The organism is Marinactinospora rubrisoli (genome assembly GCF_042664915.1).
In the GTDB taxonomy this organism is placed as follows: Bacteria; Actinomycetota; Actinomycetes; order Streptosporangiales; family Streptosporangiaceae; genus Marinitenerispora; species Marinitenerispora rubrisoli.
On record NZ_JBHTBH010000001.1, the window covers coordinates 526,377 to 543,159 of the forward strand.

Consider the following 16,783-nt stretch of genomic DNA (forward strand, 5'->3'; position numbering starts at 1 on the left):
CTCGGCGGAGGACGTCGCCCGCCGATATCTCGTGGTTCGCCAACAAGACTCGGCGTGGAAGGTTAGAGTGCGGTGAGACGGCGGATAGGCCGGGTTTCGAGTTGAAGGAGGCTGTTGCCGGCCGGTCCGCGACGATCACCCGTAACGCGGCGTACGAGCCGGTCGCGCCCGTCTGACGAGGAACAACGCGAACGTCCTCGAACGCCCTCCCCGCCGGTCGCGCGGCCGAGGGATACGCCGGCCCGACGGGTCACCGTGCCGGTCGCCCCGACCGGCAGCCCCCACGATCCGCACCTCGGACCGTGGCTCCTCACGCCGACGCGCGGACTCCGCCGGTCGCCCTGATACGGCGCGTCGCCCACCTTCCGGTCCCGGCGTGCCGCACCATTGAGCCGTGCCGACCCACGCCTCTCACACGAACCCACCGCGTGGCCGCCCACTAACCCAAGTCCGCAGGCCACGCGGTGTCCAGCCAGGGTAACCCTTGGTCCCGCGCGCCCACCCACCGGTCCGCGCGTGCCGGCCCTTCGAGGCGACACGCGCGGTCCTCGGTGATCCGGCTGGCCGCGCGAGCGGAGATCCGGCGATGGCGTCCCGTGCCGGTTCGCACCGGCTCCCACGGCCGGAACGGGACCGGCCCGGAGCCGCGACGTCGCTGGAAGCCGGACCGGCCGGACTCGTGCGGTACTCGGCGAGGGCGCGACCGGCGTTGGCGCCACCGGGGCCGTGGCGGGCGTTCGGGCACCGCGGCGCTCCGGACGCAGGTCGGGGAGCACACCAACGGCCGGGAGGGCCGTATGGTCGACGATGCCGGGGGCGCCCAGCGGTCCGCCGGTGGCGGAGCGCTTGATGAGGGCGGGCGGGCGCTGGGCCGGTCGAGGGGGCGAGCCCACCACCAAGACGCGTCCGCTGATGGAGGATCACGGCGGCCGGTGCCGGTGCTCCGCCCGGTGGGCGGTGTCGGCGACTCCGTGGATTCGAGCCGGTCACGAACCAGGCACGCACGGCCCGTTTGGGCGGTGGGCGCCCGCGCGGCACGTCATCCGTGTGCGGCCGGATTCCCGGCGCTTGGTCGCCCCCGGGCATCGAAGCCGCCCTCAGCGCTGTGCCCGATGATCGGCGTGCGTCGGGTCATGACCTGTGCTGATGTTCGCGCCGTGCGGCCTGGTCCAGCACGCGCCGGTCCTCGGTTAGCCGATGTCCGCCGCCACGGCGATGGGCCGCCACCCGGCCCCGAAGACTCGGTCGAACGGCCCCTCTGCCGGCCCCGGCCACTCGTGATCGTCCGGCCGGCGGCCACCGCGCTACGGCTCCGCCTACGGGGAGATGACGGCCACCGATCGCCACGCTGCAGCGCGTGCGCCATGGCGCTGCCGCCTTCTCGGCCACAGGCGCGACCGGCGTCGCCGCGACGATGCCGTGGGGCGGTCACGCTGGCGGCGATCGCACGCCTGCGAGCCGCCGCCCCGCGACCATTGGCCACTGGTCGCCGCGTAGGTGGCCCTGGTTGCGCGGGACGCGTCTCCTCGGGGGAGGTGGCGGCCGTCCCGGCTCATGCGGAGACGACTCGGCCGAACGGCTCTTCCACCGGTCCGGCGTGCGGGTCGCGTTCGGTCATGGCCGTCGCAACGTGTGCGGTGGTCGACCCTCCGGACGCCGGTCGGGGAGCATGCCGACGGCCGGGAGGATCGCCTGGTCGACGATGGCGGTGATCACGGTGTCATCCGGCAGTTCCCCGGTGTCGTTGAAGCGCTTGATCACCAGGGCTTCGCCGATGTCCTCCACCACGGCCGTGACCAGCGCCGGGTCGATGGCGCCGCGTTCGGCGTAGTGCCGTAGCACGGTCCGGGTGAACCGGCCGCCGCGCGGCTCGAAGACGCGCTCGAAGAGTTCCTCCGCCAGTCCGGGGTGCAGGTCGCGTTCGGTCATGATGGCGGCCACCGCCCGCGCCTGTGGGCTGCCCAGCCACACGACCATGCGCCGCAGGGCGCCGATCAGGTCGCGGCGCAGGTCGTCGGTCGCGGGGGACGGCTCCTCCTGCGGGAAGGTGGCGTGCAGCGCGTCCAGTAGCAGGTCGTGCGGCGATGACCAGCGCCGGTACAGCGAGGTCTTGGCCGCTCCGGCGCGGCGGGAGATGCCCTCCATCGTCATGCGGCCGAGGCCGACCTCCGTGACCTCCGCAATGGCCGCCTCGTGGATCGCCGCCACGAGCGCCGCTCCCCGGCGGCGTCGGCCCCCCGGGCGCGGTCCGGCAGGGTCTTCGGTCTCGCCTTCCACGCGAATCCTCTCTTAGATACGGGGACGTTGCTTATAATGGGCACGCTGTTGGATACGTTCACGTATCTATAGGCAGGGTAATGCGGCGCCTTGTGCGGTGCGTCTGGGGCCACCCCTGCCCGGCGTTCCGTTAAATCTCCCGCTTTTCCGGACAGAAGGCGAGACCCCCTTGTCCACCTCTTCCACCGCGGCCGATCCGGTCGCCGGGTCCGCCGGAGCACCCCGGCGCTCCCTCGCCCCTGACCTGGCGCGCGGCCTTATGCTGCTGGTCATCGCGGTCGTCCACGCCCACATGTACGTCAACGCCACTGCGTATCTCCCCGCCGGCTATCCCACGGAGGGCGGACCGCTCGACCGGCTCGCCGCCGGGGCGCTCACCCTGCTGGCCGACGGCCGCGGCTACCCGATGTTCGCCGCCCTGTTCGGCTACGGCCTGGCCCGGATCCTGGTCCGGGAGGAGGCACGGGGCCGCGGCTGGCCCGCCGTCCGGCGCCTGCTGCGCCGGCGCGCCTGGTGGCTGCTCGTCTTCGGCGCCTGCCACGGCGTGCTGCTGTTCGGCGGCGACATCCTCGGTCCCTACGGTCTGCTCTCGCTGCTGTTCGTGAGCGCGCTGCGCCTGTCCGACCGGTCGCTGCTGCGGCTCGCCGTCTGCTGCGCGGTCGTGCTGCCGGTGCTGTACAACGCGGTGTACGTCGGCCTCGTGACGGCCACCGGGGCGGGAGCCTCCTCGGCCCAGGGATCCGGCGACTACCTCGCCGACATGCTGCTCCGGGTGGGGTCCTGGCCGTTCACCACCGTGCTGTTCGCGATCGGAGGTGCCGCTCCGCTTCTCGTCGGGATGTGGGCCGGCCGTCGCGGACTGCTCGACCACCCCGAGCGCCACCGGACGCTGCTGCGCCGTACGGCCGCCGTCGGCCTCGGCGCCGCCGTGGCCGGCGGACTGCCCCTCGCGCTGGTCAACGCACTGGTGTGGGACGACGCGTCCACTGTCGCCATGACGGTGGCCAGCGTGCTGCACACCGTCTCGGGGTATCTGGGCGGCTTCGGCTACGCGGCGCTGGTCGGTCTGCTGGCCGCCCGGCTCGCCGACCGGCGCGGCCCGGTCGTCACCGCGCTGGCCGGCTGCGGCCAGCGCTCGATGACCTGCTATCTGCTGCAGTCGGTGGCGTGGCTGGTGCTGTTCGCGCCGTTCGCCCTCGGGCTCGCCGGCCACATCGGCGTTGCGTCGTCCCTCCTGGTCGGGGCGGCGGTCTGGCTGACCGGAATCGCCGTGGCCGAACTCCTCCGGCACGCGAACCGGCGCGGCCCGGCCGAGGCCCTCATCCGCCGCCTCACTTACGGAAGGCGGTCGGCCACGCCCACCCCCACCGGGTGAGCCGGAGCCGGGGGCGATGGGGCGGTCCGTCCGCATGGCCCCCGGCGCTCGCGTCCGGGCCGGATGGGGCGTGCGATCACCGGTCGAGGGCTCCGAGGCGGCACGGCGGGCCGCTTCGCGACGCTCCTCTGCGAGGTCCCACCGAGGGGTGTTGCCGCACGAGTCCGGCGATCGTCGGCTCCAGGCGTTCCTCGTCGGTCATGGCGTCCGGCTCCTGGTCGAACCGGGCTGGCTTCTCCGCCGTGCGTCGTGCCGTTCGAGCATCGACGGCGGCCGCGTCTATGGCATGAGCGTGCCGTCGGCCCCCAGGAAGAGGCCACTGACCACCCTGGCGATCGCGGTCGCCAGGGCCGGCACCGGGAGCGGCGCGTCCGGCCGGTTCACGCCTGCCCTGACGTCTCGCCCGACTCCACGGGAAGGTCCGGATCGGCACCCCAGGCGCTCCACGAGCCCGGGTACAGCCGGGCGCCGGTGAACCCCGCGAGCTCGAGCGCGAGCAGGTCGTGGCAGGCGGTGACCCCGGAGCCGCAGTAGGCCGTGACGGTGCCGGCCCGCGCGGCGCCGAGTCCCTCGAACCGCTCGCGCAACCGCTCCGGGGGCGCGAACCGGCCGTCCGGGCCCAGGTTGTCCTGCCAGAAGGCGCTGCGCGCGCCGGGAATGTGCCCCGGGCGCGCGTCGACCGGGGCGGGCTGCGCGCCGGTGAACCGGCCATGGGTCCGGGCGTCGAGCAGCAGCTGGCCGTCGTCGGCGGTCGCGGCGAGCACGGCTGCGGTGTCGACCACCCGGTCGGCCGGCCACGCCACCGGGGTGCGCGGGCGCGGCGCCGGGCGCACCGGGTCGCGCGGCAGCGCGCCGGTCCAGGACTGGATGCCGCCGTCCAGCAGAGCGGCGGGCGAGCCGAGGGTGCGCAGCATCCACACCAGGCGCGCCGCGACGGACCCACCGGCGTCGTCGTAGGCGACGACCGCGGTGTCGTCGCCGATCCCGAGCGCGCCCAGCGCCACGGCGAACGCCTCCGGGCTCGGCAGCGGATGCCGGCCGCCTTCGGGGGTCCCCGGGGCGGCGAGATCGGTGTCCACGTCGACGAACACCGCGCCCGGCAGGTGGCCCCCGAGATAGGCGTCCCGGCCCGACCGGCCGTCAAGGTACCAGCGCACGTCCGCCACCAGCACGTCGTCGAGGTGGTCGGCCAGCCACTCGGTGCTGACGGCGACGGGCAGGTGGGACGACCGCTCCGGATGCGACATGGCCGCAGGATACAACGCGGACCCCCGGCGCACGCCGCAGGCGCCGGGCGGCCGTTTGCGCTTTCCATACCGGCTCTGTACCCGACACGTCCGAACGGTCGGCCGGGCGGTCCGCAGGGGCTGCCTAGGGTGCTTCCCGGACGCCGAGCGGTGTCCGGGAAGCGACGGTCGATGCCATGCGTGAGGTCACGCCGACCTGGCCGGAGCGCGCCCAGGCGGCCGCACTCGGCAGGTTCGCCTCGTCCGCCCTCATCCTGGCGGTGGTGGCGATCCTCGTCGTGCACGCCGACGGGGAGATGGACCCGGTGAACCAGGTGGTGAGCTCCTTCGCCTTCTCCCGCTACGGGGTGCTGGTCGGACCGGCCATCGCGGCGCTCAGTGTGGCGTCGGCGGCGGCCTTCGCGGCCCTGCGGGTCCGGTACGGCCCTCTGGGCGGACTCACGTGGACGCTGGCGGGCGTCTGGTGCGCGGGGCTGCTGGTGGCCGCGCTCGTGCCCACCGACCCGTTGGGGCACGGGGGGCTGTCGGTCGGCGGCGAGATCCACCGCTGGGCGACGCTGGGCAGCTTCTGCTGCCTGCCGGTGGCGTCGTGGCACCTCGCGCCGCGGCTGTCCGCCGTGAACCCGGCCGCCCCGGCCGGCGCGCTGCGCCGGCTCGCGCTGGCCAGCCTGCTCATGCTCGGGGTGATGCTCGTGATCACGCTGTACTGCCAGCGCACCGGGATCGGGATGGCGCAGCGGATCATGCTGGTGACCGAGGTGGGGATCATCGCGGTCCTGCTCCGCAGCGCCGCGGCCGGCCCGCCTCCTGCACGGCCACCGGCCGGTCGGGGCGCGGTTGCGCCTCAGGCGCTGCGCTCCGCCGCCCGGTCCAGCCGGGCGACGTGCCGCAACCACAGCAGGCCCAGCACCGGCAGCACCAGCGGGATGAACAGGTAGCCGCTGCCGAACCTCGACCACACGGTGTCGTCCGGGAACGCGGCCGGGTCGAGCAGGCTGAACGAGCCGACCACCAGGACGCCCGCCAGTTCCACCGCGCACGACACCATGGCCACCCGGTGCGAGGTCCGCCCGCTGCGCGCGATGCCCACCGTGGCCACGATGTAGACGACACCGGCCAGCGCCGAGAGCAGGTAGGCGAGCGGCGCCTCGTCGAACCTGGTGAGGATCTGCACGGCGGCTCGGGCCGTGGCCGCGAGTGCGAACACGGCGTACACCGCGACCAGCACCCTGCCCGGGCCGGTGCGGCTGGCCGACGTCGCGGTGGTCTGTGGCGCTGACTCAGGCAAGGCTCGGATCCCAGATCTGTTCGAGCCGGACCATCATCACCGGCAGGATGAAACAGGCGAACGCGATCACCGCCGGCCCCCAGCGGCTGCGCTCCATGAACCCCCACACGGCGCACGCCGGTGGGATGAGCACGACGGTGGCCAGGTACCCCACGAACGTGATCATCTCGGCGGGCCGCTCTCCGCCCACCATCAGCACCGTGGAGACCACCGCCTGGCCGATCAGCAGGAGTTCCAGCACCGCCATGGCGACCAGATGCGGCACCACCATGGGCTGATCGCGGAAGGTCGAGATCAGGCACCACACGGCGAGGGCCAGCGAGGCGATCTCGATCGTCGTGGTCAGGCCGTCAACCACGCGTGCCTCCGCGCATCATGCCGCACCTCCGGGGATCGCTCCATCCAGCACTACGCAATGTAGTACGTGGTGTGAAGCGCCGGAAACCCGCCTGGTGAAACGTATGGCGGGTGGTAGCATGCACCCATGCATAAGACCACGGTTTACCTGCCCAGTGAACTGCAGGCACGTCTCGACGCCGAGGCCGCCGCGACGGGTGTGACCAAGGCGGAGCTCATCCGGCGAGCGGTGGGGCTGCTGCTGGAGGACTCTGGGCGTAAGCCCCTGCGGCGGGAGCTGCCGGTCATCCACGGAGATCGTCCGAAGACCGTTGAGGAGATGGACAACTCCATATACGAACACATCAAGGAGCGGGCGGCTCGACGTTGATCATCGTTGCCGATACGTCCGCTCTCTACGCGGCGTTCTACAGCGCGGCTGCTGAGTATGTTGCTGCGGCGCAAATCGTTGCAACGGAAGCTCTTGTGATCTCCCCGCTCGTCGTGGCTGAGCTCGACCACCTTGTGCATCGGGATCACGGCTTTCCGACCGCGATGCGGGTCTTGGAAGCCCTGATCGCGCGTATGGAGGAGGGACAGTACCGACTCGCCGAGGTGAAGCCTGTCGATCTTCGCCGTGCGCTTGAGGTGCGGCAGAAGTACGAGGGGCTACGGCTCGACGTCGCCGACGCTGTCGGTGTCGTGCTCGCAGACCGGTACAAAACAGACCGGATATTCACCTTGGACCAGCGTGATTTTCGCGCGATCGCGCCATTGACGCCGGGATTCGACGCCTTCCGAATTCTGCCGGCCGACTGCTGAATCCAGCCGGACATGGAGATCACTCCACTATTCCGGGCAAAGACCTGGCAACTACGCGGCCACTTCGCCTCTGACCCGCAGAGATAACCGGCAGAGTTGCAGAGGGTCATCGGCTGTTCGCTGTGCGCCGATGGCCGGATGGATCCTGTTGAAGAGAAAGGTGTCCCATGCGCGCCATGGCGAAGATCGCGACTGTCGGTGCGGTGAGCGCCGCCCTGCTCGGCTTCGGGGGGAGCCCCGCGCTCGCCTTCGGGCACGAGGAAGAGGAAGAGGTCGCTCAGACCATCGAGCAGTGTCTGCAGGAGGCAGAGGCCGGTCCGGCGCTGATCAACCTCAACCTCAACCTGAACCTGCTGGCCCAGTGCCTCGCGAACGCCTAACGGCCGGCTCCGGTTCCCGGACGTGAGTCCGCCCCGCCGTGATCCAACGGCGGGGCGGGCTTCGGCCCGGTGCGAGTCAGACGAGCGAGTACACCGCCATACCCAGGCCGCCGCCGACCAGACCGCCGATGACGGGCCCGACGACCGGGATCCAGGCGTAGCCCCAGTCGGAGCCGCCCTTACCGGCGATGGGCAGCAACTGGTGCATGATCCGCGGGCCGAGGTCGCGCGCCGGGTTGATGGCGTACCCGGTCGGGCCGCCCAGCGAGAGCCCGATGCCGACCACCAGCAGCGCGACGATGAGCACCCCGGTGCCCGACATCGCCAGTCCGGTGTTCTGCCCGGTCGCCACGACCACGAACACCAGCGCGAAGGTGCCGACGATCTCGGTCAGCAGGTTCTGTGCCGGGTTGCGGATCTCGGGCTCGGTGGAGAAGACACCGAGGAACGGCCCCTGCGACGCACGGAACTGGCCGAGATAGGTGAGCCAGACCAGCGTGGCGCCGAGCATCGAGCCGAGGATCTGCCCCGCGAAGTAGACCGGCACCAGCGGCCAGTCGCCGCTCTCCAGGGCGAGGCCGAGCGTGACCGCCGGGTTGAGGTGCCCGCCCGAGAGCGGCAGCGCCATGTAGGCGCCGGCCATCACACCGAACCCCCAGCCGAACGCGATCGCCACCCAGCCGGCGCCCTTCGCCTTGGAGCGGTTGAGGGTGACGGCGGCGCACACGCCGCCGCCGAACAGGACGAGGATCGCCGTCCCGAACAACTCCCCGACGAAGATCGATGCCGGTGTCATGAGGGCCTCCGATCGGCATGGTGGAACAGGATCGAAATACCGATCGCATACCCCTCAGGGGCCGGGACTATGACGGTCCGCTGAAACGTGTTTCACAAATGCGTCCGGCGCCGTGGAACACGACCATGGCGCTCCGCGCCGCCGGCCGCCGGAGAACCCGCTCGCACCTGGGCACCGGCGCAGGCCGGCGATCCGCCGTCGGGCAGCGGCGGAGTCGTCATGCCGGCCGTGATGACGCGGCGGCCGTCGCGGCACCGAGACGGCGTTCGCACGTGAACGTGGTTCTCCCTCGCGGGGAACGGGAACGACCCGGGGACGCCGGAGCTCCATCCGGCCCGGATCGCGGCCACGGGCCGGTCGCCCGGCCCGTGCCGAGCGGCGACCGAATCGCCCGGCCCGCCGTCAGGACGCGTTCCACCGGCGACGTGGGCCCCACCCGGCCCCTTCCGCGAATCCGATTGCGGCTCCGGACCGGCCGCGCTAGCATTCCCGAATCGTTCTGGCGGCGTCACACCATCGCGCGCTGAGGATCGGCACGAACCGGGGGCAGCCCGGGGCGGGACCCACGCACCCGCCGCCTGCCGTCCGTCCCCGCCGAAAGCCGAGGCTGCCGTCCCATGGCCGAACCCGATTCCGGGCTGCTCGCCGCCCCCGAACCCGAACCCGACGCCGAAATCCGGGCCGAGCGCGCCCATCTGGCCACCGCCCGCGCCGCGCTGCGCGCCATGCGCGCCGACGTCCTGAGCACCGAGACCGCGCTCGGCGACATCGTCGGCGACAAGGTCACCAACGAGGTGCTCCGCCGCGCCCGCGCCCGGCGGGCCGAAGAACTGGCCGACCTTCCCGACGTGCCACTGTTCTTCGGCCGCCTCGACTTCGAACCGGGCGTGGTCGCCGACCCCGACCCGGACACCGGCCCCGCCACCGAACCCGACCGCCTCCATATCGGCCGCCGGCACGTGCACGACGAGCACGGAACCCCGCTGGTCCTCGACTGGCGGGCCCCCATCTCGGTGGCCTTCTACCGGGCCACCCCGGAATCCCCCATGGGCGTGCGGGTCCGCCGCCGGTACGGGTTCGGCCCCGACGCGGAACTGACCGCCTTCGAGGACGAGCACCTGGCGGGACCGGGCGGCGACGGCGGCGGGCGCGCCGGCGAACTGCTGGCCGCCGAGATCGAACGTCCCCGCTCGGGCCCCATGCGCGACATCGTCGCCACCATCCAGCCCGAACAGGACGACCTCGTCCGCGCGCCGCTGGAGCAGACCCTGTGCGTCCAGGGCGCCCCCGGCACCGGCAAGACGGCGGTCGGCCTGCACCGCATCGCCTACCTCCTGTACCACGAGCGCCAGCGCCTCTCCCGTGGCGGTGTCGCCATCGTCGGCCCCAACCGCTCCTTCCTCAGCTACATCCGCAACGTGCTCCCCGCGCTGGGAGAGGTCGACGTCACCCAGACCACGGTCGACGACCTGCTCGGCCACGTCGAGGTGCGCGGTACCGACTCCGAGACCGCCGCCCGCGTCAAGGGCGACGCCCGCATGGCCAAGGTGATCCGCCGCGACCTGTGGTCGCTGCCCCATCCGCCGGCCGAACCGGTCGTCGTGCGGCGCGGCGCCCGCCGCTGGCGGCTGTACCCCGACGAGCTGACCGACCTGCTCGCCGAACTGCGCACCCGAGGCGTCTCCTACGGCGCCGGTCGCGAACTCCTCGCGCACCGCATCGCGCACGCCGTCCTCTCCCGGATGGAGAGCGCCGGCGAGGTCTGCGACGACCGAACCCACAACCAGGTCCGCCGCGACCGTGCCGTCCGCGCCGCCGTCACCGAGATGTGGCCGAAAGCCGACCCCGTCCGCCTGGTGTTCGGCCTGCTCACCGACCCCGAGCGCCTGGCCCGTGCCGCCGGCGGCCTGCTGTCCGCCGAGGAGCAGGCCGAGGTCCGGCTCCCTGGCCGCCCCCGCGGGCCGAAGTCGGCGCGGTGGTCGATCGCCGACCTGGCGCTCATCGACGAGGCGGCCGGGCTGATCGAACGCCCGCCCGCCCTCGGGCACATCGTGGTGGACGAGGCCCAGGACCTCAGCCCCATGCAGGCCCGCGCCGTCGCCCGCCGCGCCGGTACCGGCTCCCTCACCGTCCTCGGCGACATCGCCCAGGCCACCACTCCGTGGGCCGCGCCCGACTGGCCGTCCCTGCTCGCCCACCTCGGCAAGCCCGACGCCCGGCTCGCCGTCCTGGACCGCGGATTCCGGGTCCCCGCACAGATCATCGACTACGCGGCCCGCCTGCTCCCCGGCATCGCCCCCGGCCTGGGCGCCCCCGTGGCGGTCCGCCGGTCCGCGGGTTCGCTCCGCATCACCGACTGCCCACCCGCCGACGTGACGGACACGCTGATCCACGCCTGCCGCACCGAACTCGCCGGAGTGGGCTCCATCGGCCTGATCGCCGCCGACGCGGAACTGCCCGCCCTGCACGCCGCCCTGCTGGCCGCCGGCCTCCCGGCGGCCGACCTCACCGAACGCGCCGACGCCCTGGAGACCGAGCGCCTGGTGTGCGTCCCCGCGACGCTGGCCAAGGGCCTGGAGTTCGACGCCGTGATCGTGGCCGAACCCGCCAGGATCGTCGCTGCGGAGACACGGGGGCTGCACCGGCTGTACGTGGTCCTCACCCGCGCGGTGAGCACCTTGCACGTTGTGCACAGTGAGCCACTGCCCGAGATTTTGCGTGCGGGGTGAGGGAACGGACCAGTTCCTGAATTCCGGTCGCCTTAAGCGCATTTTGGGCGGAAGAACGACCACTCACCGGCCGAACGAAGATCCGCTGGATTCCTCGGAAAGGACGTTGAGCTGGCAATCTCTTCGGCATGAACCATGAGCCCCCTCGCGTGGCGTACGCGGACGAGTCGTTTCACGAGGCCGATAGCGGCGGCTTTTACGTGTTGGCGGCCGCCGTCTTTGATGGCGACCCCGACAATGCCCGCGAAACGATCCGCACGATTCATGGTAGTCACCGCACCTACAAGAGCCACTGGACCAAGATGGACGCGCATCGGCGCAAACTCGTCGCCGCTGAAGTCGCCGACCTTTGCGGGGTGTATCTGGTCGCTATGGGGGCTCCCTGCCCGCGAGGACGTCAAGAACGCGCGCGCGCCAAGTGTCTGCACGCGCTGGTTCCTGAGCTTCATGGATACGGTGTTGAGGTCCTGTGCTGTGAGGCCCGGACCCCGGCTCTGGACCAACGGGATGTGCGTACTGTTATTGACGCCCGTTTCGCCTTGGTAAAGGGCAGCCGGTTCGAGGTCCGCCACGTTCTCGGTCACCAAGAGCCGCTGCTGTGGGTGGCGGATGTTGTAGCCGGAGCGGTGCGGGCCCGCCTTCATGGCGCCGAAGAGTACTACGAAATCATCAAGGCATCCGTTTATGAGATCGAAGTCGCTACAGGATGCTGACACGTCCAGAAATGCGCCGAGCCACGTGCCCGGTCTACACCAGGATACGTGGCTCCACGTCTTCCGCGCCCCCGCGGGGCTCGGCATCTGCGAAGAACTCTATCTCGAACGTCTGCGAGATGCAACGGCGAACCACATGGTCAGGCACCCTCTGACGGATCCGTGCTTTTGGGCGCCACAGAACCAAGAATCTAATTTGGTGCCGAAATGCTGACATGTCCAGAAATGCGCCGAGCCAGACGCCCGGTCTGCCCCAGGTCATCTGGCTCCACGTCTTCCGTGCCCCCACGGGGCACGGCGGATGTCACCGAGTGTATCCGGCCTGTGTGCGACGCGCGACATTCGATCTGTTGGAGCGAAAGCACCGCAGAAACGCGCCGAGCCACGTGCCCGGTCTGCCCCAGGATACGTGGCTCCACGTCTTCCACGCCCCCACGGGGCGCGGCGTCCGCGACAGAGTGTATCCGGACGGAGGCAGATCGCAACCTCAATGCGCTGGAGCGGGCGACTCCCCGCCGGGCCCTCGTGTTCGGCCATCCCACAGCGCCGGCAGCACCCCCACCGCCAGCAGCCACAGCGCGATCGCCGACACGTGCACCCGCTGTGCCGTGCCGAAGCCCGGGACCGGTTCGCCGAAGCCGAGGGCCAGCAGCACCAGCGACACCGCGAGCGCCAGCGCCTCCACCACCAGCAGCGCGCACAGCGCCGCGAACGCCCGCACCGCGACCGGGCGGACCGCCAGGGTGAGCGCGGCGCCTCCCACCAGGGCCGCCGCCCCGGCGACGGAGCTGCTGTAGGTGTGCGTGGTCGTGAACTCGTGCGCGCGGTCCAGTGCCGCGCAGCGGGCGCTCACCGACACCGCGCAGTCCATCGGGACGGACGCGTCGACGACGGTCGCGGCGCCGAAGACGACCAGCGCGAGTCCGGTGACCCGCGGCCACCGGCCCGGGGCGCCGGCCGCCAGGCAGGCCGCGCCGGCGGCGATGGACAGCGCCCCGGATATCAGGTCGCCGACCCGGAAGAACCCGGCGTACGGGCGGTCGCGCGCCTGGAGTTCGCTCACGAAGCTCACCGTGGCGTCCAGCCCGGTGGGCAGGACGAACTCCAGCGCCCACAGGGTGTACACCGGCGCGGCGAGCAGCGCGGCGATCCGGCCCGCCCACCGCACCGCGTCCCACGGCGAGGGCTTCACCGCACCCCCGGACGGACCAGCGGGAACGGCAGGGTCTCACGGATGGTCCGGCCGGTCACCAGCATCACCAGCCGGTCGACGCCGAGCCCGAGCCCGCCCGTGGGCGGCATGGCGTACTCCAGCGCCTCCAGGAAGTCCTCGTCCAGCTCCATCGCCTCCGGGTCGCCCGCAGCCGCGGCGAGGGACTGCGCGGTGAGCCTGCGGCGCTGCTCCACCGGGTCGACCAGCTCGGAGTAGGCGGTGCCCAGCTCCATGCCGAAGGCGACCAGGTCCCACCGCTCGGCGAGCCGTGGGTCGTCGCGGTGCGGGCGGGTCAGCGGGCACACGTCGGACGGGAAGTCGGTGTAGAAGGTCGGCAGCTCGGTGCGGGCCTCCACCAGGCGTTCGTACAGCTCCAGCAGGACGCCGCCGCGGGTGCCGCCGGGCCGGAGCGCGATACCGGCGCGGTCGGCGAGTGCGCGCAGCCGCGCCTCGGAGGTGTCGGCGGTGACCTCCCCGCCCACCGCCGCGGAGACGGCCTCGTTGACGGTGACCACCGGCCAGTCGCCGCCGATGTCCACCTCGCGGATGCCGCCGTCCGCCCGGCGCCGGCGCACCACGGGAGCACCGTGCGCCGCCGTCGCGGCCCGCTGGATCAGCTCCTGGGTCAGCGCGCGCATGTCGTGGTAGTCGGCGTAGGCCTGGTACGCCTCCAGGAGGGTGAACTCGGGATTGTGGCGAGCGGACACCCCCTCGTTGCGGAACGCCCGTCCCAGCTCGAAGACCCGGTCCACTCCGCCCACGCACAATCGCTTCAGGTACAGCTCCGGCGCGATGCGCAGGTAGAGGTCCATGTCGTAGGCGTTGACGTGCGTGACGAACGGCCGCGCGTGCGCGCCACCGTGCACCGGCTGCAGGATCGGGGTCTCCACCTCGACGAACCCGCGTTCCACGAGCGTGCGGCGCAGGCTGAGCGTGAGGGCGCTGCGCACCCGCAGCGCGTCGCGGGCGTCCGGGTCGACCACGAGGTCGAGGTGGCGCCGCCGGACCCTGGCCTCCGGGTCGGCCAGTCCGCGCCGCTTGTCGGGCAGCGGACGCAGGCACTTGGCGGTCAGCCGCCACTCGGCCGCGGCGAGCGACGGTTCACCGGTGCGGCTGGTCGCGACCGTGCCGCGCACGCCGACGTGGTCGCCCAGGTCCACTTCGGCCCGCCACCGGCGCAGGGCCGCCGGGCCGACTCCGCTCTCGCTCAGCAGCACCTGGAGGTCGCCGCTCCAGTCCCGCAGCGTCGCGAAGCACACGCCCCCGTGGTCCCGGACCAGCACCACCCGGCCGCCCACCGCGGCGGGGTCCGCCGTGACGGTGCCGGGCGGCAGTTCGCGGGCGCGGGACCGCACTTCGGCGCAGGTGCCGGTGCGCGCGAACCCGGGCGGGTAGGGGTCCCGTCCGGCCGCGCGAACGGCCTCGGCCTTGGCCAGGCGTACCCGGGTCTGTTCGGGGACGGCCGGGCGGTCGCCCGGAGGCGGCCCGGCGCCGTCGGTCTCCAGTGCCGCCGCCTCGGGAGGGCCACCCGCCGGTTCCGGCGGACGCGCGGCGGGGACGACCGGCGCGGGAACGGTTCGCGGCCGGCGCGCCGGGGCGCCGCGCAGCAGCCGGACCGGGCTCGGCGCGGTCACGAAGCCCTCGGCGATGCCTGAGGCGAGCGCCACCCTGGCGAGGTCCCGGGCATCGCCGAAGCAGAGGAAACGCGGGATCCATTCGGGGTGGTACTTGACGTTGGACCGGTACAGCGCCTCAAGCTGCCACCAGCGTGACAGGAACAGCAGCAGCCCACGCCAGGCGCGCAGCACGGGACCCGCGCCGATCCGGGCGCCCTCTTCGAACGCCGAGCGGAAGACCGCGAAGTTCAGCGATACCCGGGCGACCCCGAGCCGCGGCGCGGCCCGCACCAGCTCGGCCACCATGAACTCCATGAGCCCGTTGTCCGACGCCCGGTCCCGCCGCATCACGTCGAGGGACAGCCCGTGCCGTCCCCACGGGACGAACGAGAGCACCCCGGCCAGCCGGCCGTCGGCGTCGCGCGCCTCCACCAGGACGCAGGCGCCGTCCGCCGGGTCGCCGAGCCGTCCCAGCGCCATGGAGAAGCCGCGCTCGGTCTCGGTGTCCCGCCAGGCCGCGGCGCGGTCGACGATGTCGGCCATCTCGGCCGGGGCGATCTCGGCGTGCCGGCGGACCCGCACGGTGTAGCCGGCGCGTGCCACACGGTGCGCGGCCTGGCGCACCACCCGCATGGCGCGCCCTTCCAGGGTGAAGGAGGGCACGTGCAGGACGGCCTCGTCGCCGAGTTGCAGCACCCGCAGCCCGGCCCGCGCGTAGGCGCGGGCGCCGTCCTCCCCGGCGCCCATCACGGCGGGGTGCCACGCGTGCCGTTCGGCCTCGTCCAGCCAGGCGGCGACCGCGCCGCCCCACGCCTCCGGGTCGCCGATGGGGTCGCCGCTGGCCAGGCTCACCCCGGCCACCACGCGGTAGGTGATCGCGGCCTTGCGGCTGGGGGAGAAGCACGCGGACTTGTCGCGGCGGGTCGCGAAGTAGCCGAGCGAATCGCGTTCACCGTGCCGGTCCAGCAGCGCCCGCAGTTCGGCCTCCTCGGCCGGGGTGATCTCCGCCTTGGCCCGCTGGGACCGGAACAGCGCGAGCATCGCCGCGAACAGCGCGAGCGCGCCGAACAGCCCCAGCGCGAGGTTCACCCAGCCCGGCGCCTCGCCCGCGCGGCCCACGGTGAGCCGGAACGCCCCGCCCAGGACCTTCTCCGCCGACCACAGCAGCCGGTCCCACCCGGGGGCGAGGGTGCCCGGGGCCAGCGACACTAGCCCCCAGCCGAGCAGGATCCCGGCGGCCAGCCCGCAGACGAGAACGAGCAGCGCCCGCCCGAACGAGAAAGGCTGCACCGCCGCCCGGAACTCGCGGCGGGCGGCGACGAGGAGCACCAGCAGCAGGACGGTGATGGCCGTGTTGGGCACCACCCACCACAGCGCCCAGTCCCGCAGGTGCTCCTCGGCGGGGTGGAGGGGGGCCACCACGATGCCGACCAGCGCGACGACGTCGATCGCCGTCACCAGAAGGAGATAGCCGAGCGCGACGGTGTACGCGGGACGTTTGCGGGCGGCGAGCGCCCCGGCCAGCAGCGACAGGAAGACGGCGTACGCGAGGTTCGCGGGGGCGGGGACGAAGACGATCTCCAGCAGGTGGGCGATCGGCTGGGTCAGCACCCGCAGTGGGTAGAAGATCGCGCGCAGGGCCGACACCAGGGCGATCACGGCCAGCGCCCAGGCGAGGACGGCCGGCAGGCGGTGGATGACGCGCGGCCAGAGCGCGGGCCGGGGCCGTTCGTCCTCCCCGGTCCGGCGCGGCGTCGGCCGCCCCGGTGCGGTGGCGCGTGCCGTGGTGCTCACGTGACTCCTCGTCGTCGCTGCTGGCCATCCGGTATCTACCCAGCTGGGGAGGTGTGTCCCGGTGCGTGACGGGCGTCGGCCGGCGGTGACGAACCGGACAGGATCCGTGCGCCTGAGGGGGATCGAGGCGGGTATCACCAGAAACATCCGCATTGATTACGGTTCGTCGATCGGTCGGGCGGAACGGTGGCGCCGCG

14 protein-coding genes are annotated in these 16,783 nt (G+C 72.7%); 7 read left to right on the forward strand and 7 right to left on the reverse strand.

Features of this window, described 5'->3' with window-relative positions:
• Positions 1-1,614 precede the first annotated feature (1,614 nt).
• Positions 1,615-2,208, reverse strand: coding sequence for a TetR/AcrR family transcriptional regulator (locus ACFQRF_RS02420; protein WP_379868394.1), 594 nt, complete (start codon positions 2,206-2,208; stop codon positions 1,615-1,617).
• Positions 2,209-2,446: 238 nt separating this feature from the next.
• Here ACFQRF_RS02420 and ACFQRF_RS02425 point away from each other — a divergent pair, with 238 nt between their 5' ends.
• Positions 2,447-3,652 carry a DUF418 domain-containing protein gene (locus ACFQRF_RS02425; protein ID WP_379868396.1) on the forward strand — a complete coding sequence of 402 codons (1,206 nt, stop codon included), beginning with the start codon at positions 2,447-2,449 and terminating at the stop codon, positions 3,650-3,652.
• A gap of 380 nt (positions 3,653-4,032) precedes the next feature.
• Here the strand turns inward: ACFQRF_RS02425 and ACFQRF_RS02430 are convergent, their stop codons facing one another.
• Positions 4,033-4,899: a sulfurtransferase gene (locus ACFQRF_RS02430; protein ID WP_379868397.1), complete on the reverse strand. Its 867-nt coding sequence runs from the start codon at positions 4,897-4,899 to the stop codon at positions 4,033-4,035.
• Positions 4,900-5,075: 176 nt separating this feature from the next.
• Between ACFQRF_RS02430 and ACFQRF_RS02435 the strand changes: the two genes are divergently transcribed.
• Complete coding sequence (locus ACFQRF_RS02435; protein ID WP_379868399.1) at positions 5,076-5,837, forward strand: DUF998 domain-containing protein; 762 nt, start codon at positions 5,076-5,078, stop codon at positions 5,835-5,837.
• Here the strand turns inward: ACFQRF_RS02435 and ACFQRF_RS02440 are convergent.
• On the reverse strand, positions 5,744-6,187 hold the full coding sequence (locus ACFQRF_RS02440; RefSeq protein ID WP_379868401.1) for a hypothetical protein: 444 nt from the start codon (positions 6,185-6,187) through the stop codon (positions 5,744-5,746). The genes ACFQRF_RS02435 and ACFQRF_RS02440 overlap by 94 nt on opposite strands.
• The gene (locus ACFQRF_RS02445; RefSeq protein WP_379868402.1) at positions 6,180-6,545 is read right to left on the reverse strand and encodes a hypothetical protein; all 366 of its coding nucleotides are present in this window, start codon (positions 6,543-6,545) and stop codon (positions 6,180-6,182) included. Before ACFQRF_RS02445 ends, ACFQRF_RS02440 begins: the two co-directional genes overlap by 8 nt.
• A 126-nt stretch (positions 6,546-6,671) precedes the next feature.
• On the opposite strand from ACFQRF_RS02445, the gene ACFQRF_RS02450 reads away from it, so the two are divergent.
• From ACFQRF_RS02450 to ACFQRF_RS02460, 3 genes are all read left to right on the forward strand, one after another.
• On the forward strand, positions 6,672-6,914 hold the full coding sequence (locus ACFQRF_RS02450; protein WP_379868404.1) for a ribbon-helix-helix protein, CopG family: 243 nt from the start codon (positions 6,672-6,674) through the stop codon (positions 6,912-6,914).
• On the forward strand, positions 6,911-7,345 hold the full coding sequence (locus tag ACFQRF_RS02455; protein ID WP_379868406.1) for a PIN domain-containing protein: 435 nt from the start codon (positions 6,911-6,913) through the stop codon (positions 7,343-7,345). The genes ACFQRF_RS02450 and ACFQRF_RS02455 overlap by 4 nt, the downstream gene beginning before the upstream one ends.
• Before the next feature lie 176 nt (positions 7,346-7,521).
• On the forward strand, positions 7,522-7,725 hold the full coding sequence (locus ACFQRF_RS02460) for a hypothetical protein (RefSeq protein WP_379868407.1): 204 nt from the start codon (positions 7,522-7,524) through the stop codon (positions 7,723-7,725).
• A gap of 76 nt (positions 7,726-7,801) precedes the next feature.
• Here ACFQRF_RS02460 and ACFQRF_RS02465 read toward each other — a convergent pair whose 3' ends face one another.
• Positions 7,802-8,521, reverse strand: a complete 720-nt coding sequence (locus ACFQRF_RS02465; RefSeq protein WP_379868409.1) for an MIP/aquaporin family protein — start codon at positions 8,519-8,521, stop codon at positions 7,802-7,804.
• Positions 8,522-9,138: 617 nt separating this feature from the next.
• Between ACFQRF_RS02465 and ACFQRF_RS02470 the strand changes: the two genes are divergently transcribed.
• Together ACFQRF_RS02470 and ACFQRF_RS02475 are read left to right on the forward strand one after the other, a co-directional pair.
• The gene (locus tag ACFQRF_RS02470; RefSeq protein WP_379868410.1) at positions 9,139-11,250 is read left to right on the forward strand and encodes a HelD family protein; all 2,112 of its coding nucleotides are present in this window, start codon (positions 9,139-9,141) and stop codon (positions 11,248-11,250) included.
• A gap of 128 nt (positions 11,251-11,378) precedes the next feature.
• The gene (locus tag ACFQRF_RS02475) at positions 11,379-11,963 is read left to right on the forward strand and encodes a DUF3800 domain-containing protein (RefSeq protein ID WP_379868412.1); all 585 of its coding nucleotides are present in this window, start codon (positions 11,379-11,381) and stop codon (positions 11,961-11,963) included.
• A 487-nt stretch (positions 11,964-12,450) separates the two neighbouring features.
• On the opposite strand, the gene ACFQRF_RS02480 is transcribed toward ACFQRF_RS02475, so the two are convergent.
• Both ACFQRF_RS02480 and lysX read right to left on the reverse strand, forming a co-directional pair.
• The gene (locus ACFQRF_RS02480) at positions 12,451-13,155 is read right to left on the reverse strand and encodes a DUF998 domain-containing protein (RefSeq protein WP_379868414.1); all 705 of its coding nucleotides are present in this window, start codon (positions 13,153-13,155) and stop codon (positions 12,451-12,453) included.
• The gene (lysX, locus tag ACFQRF_RS02485; RefSeq protein WP_379868415.1) at positions 13,152-16,586 is read right to left on the reverse strand and encodes a bifunctional lysylphosphatidylglycerol synthetase/lysine--tRNA ligase LysX; all 3,435 of its coding nucleotides are present in this window, start codon (positions 16,584-16,586) and stop codon (positions 13,152-13,154) included. The genes ACFQRF_RS02480 and lysX overlap by 4 nt, the downstream gene beginning before the upstream one ends.
• Between the last annotated feature and the right edge of the window lie 197 nt (positions 16,587-16,783).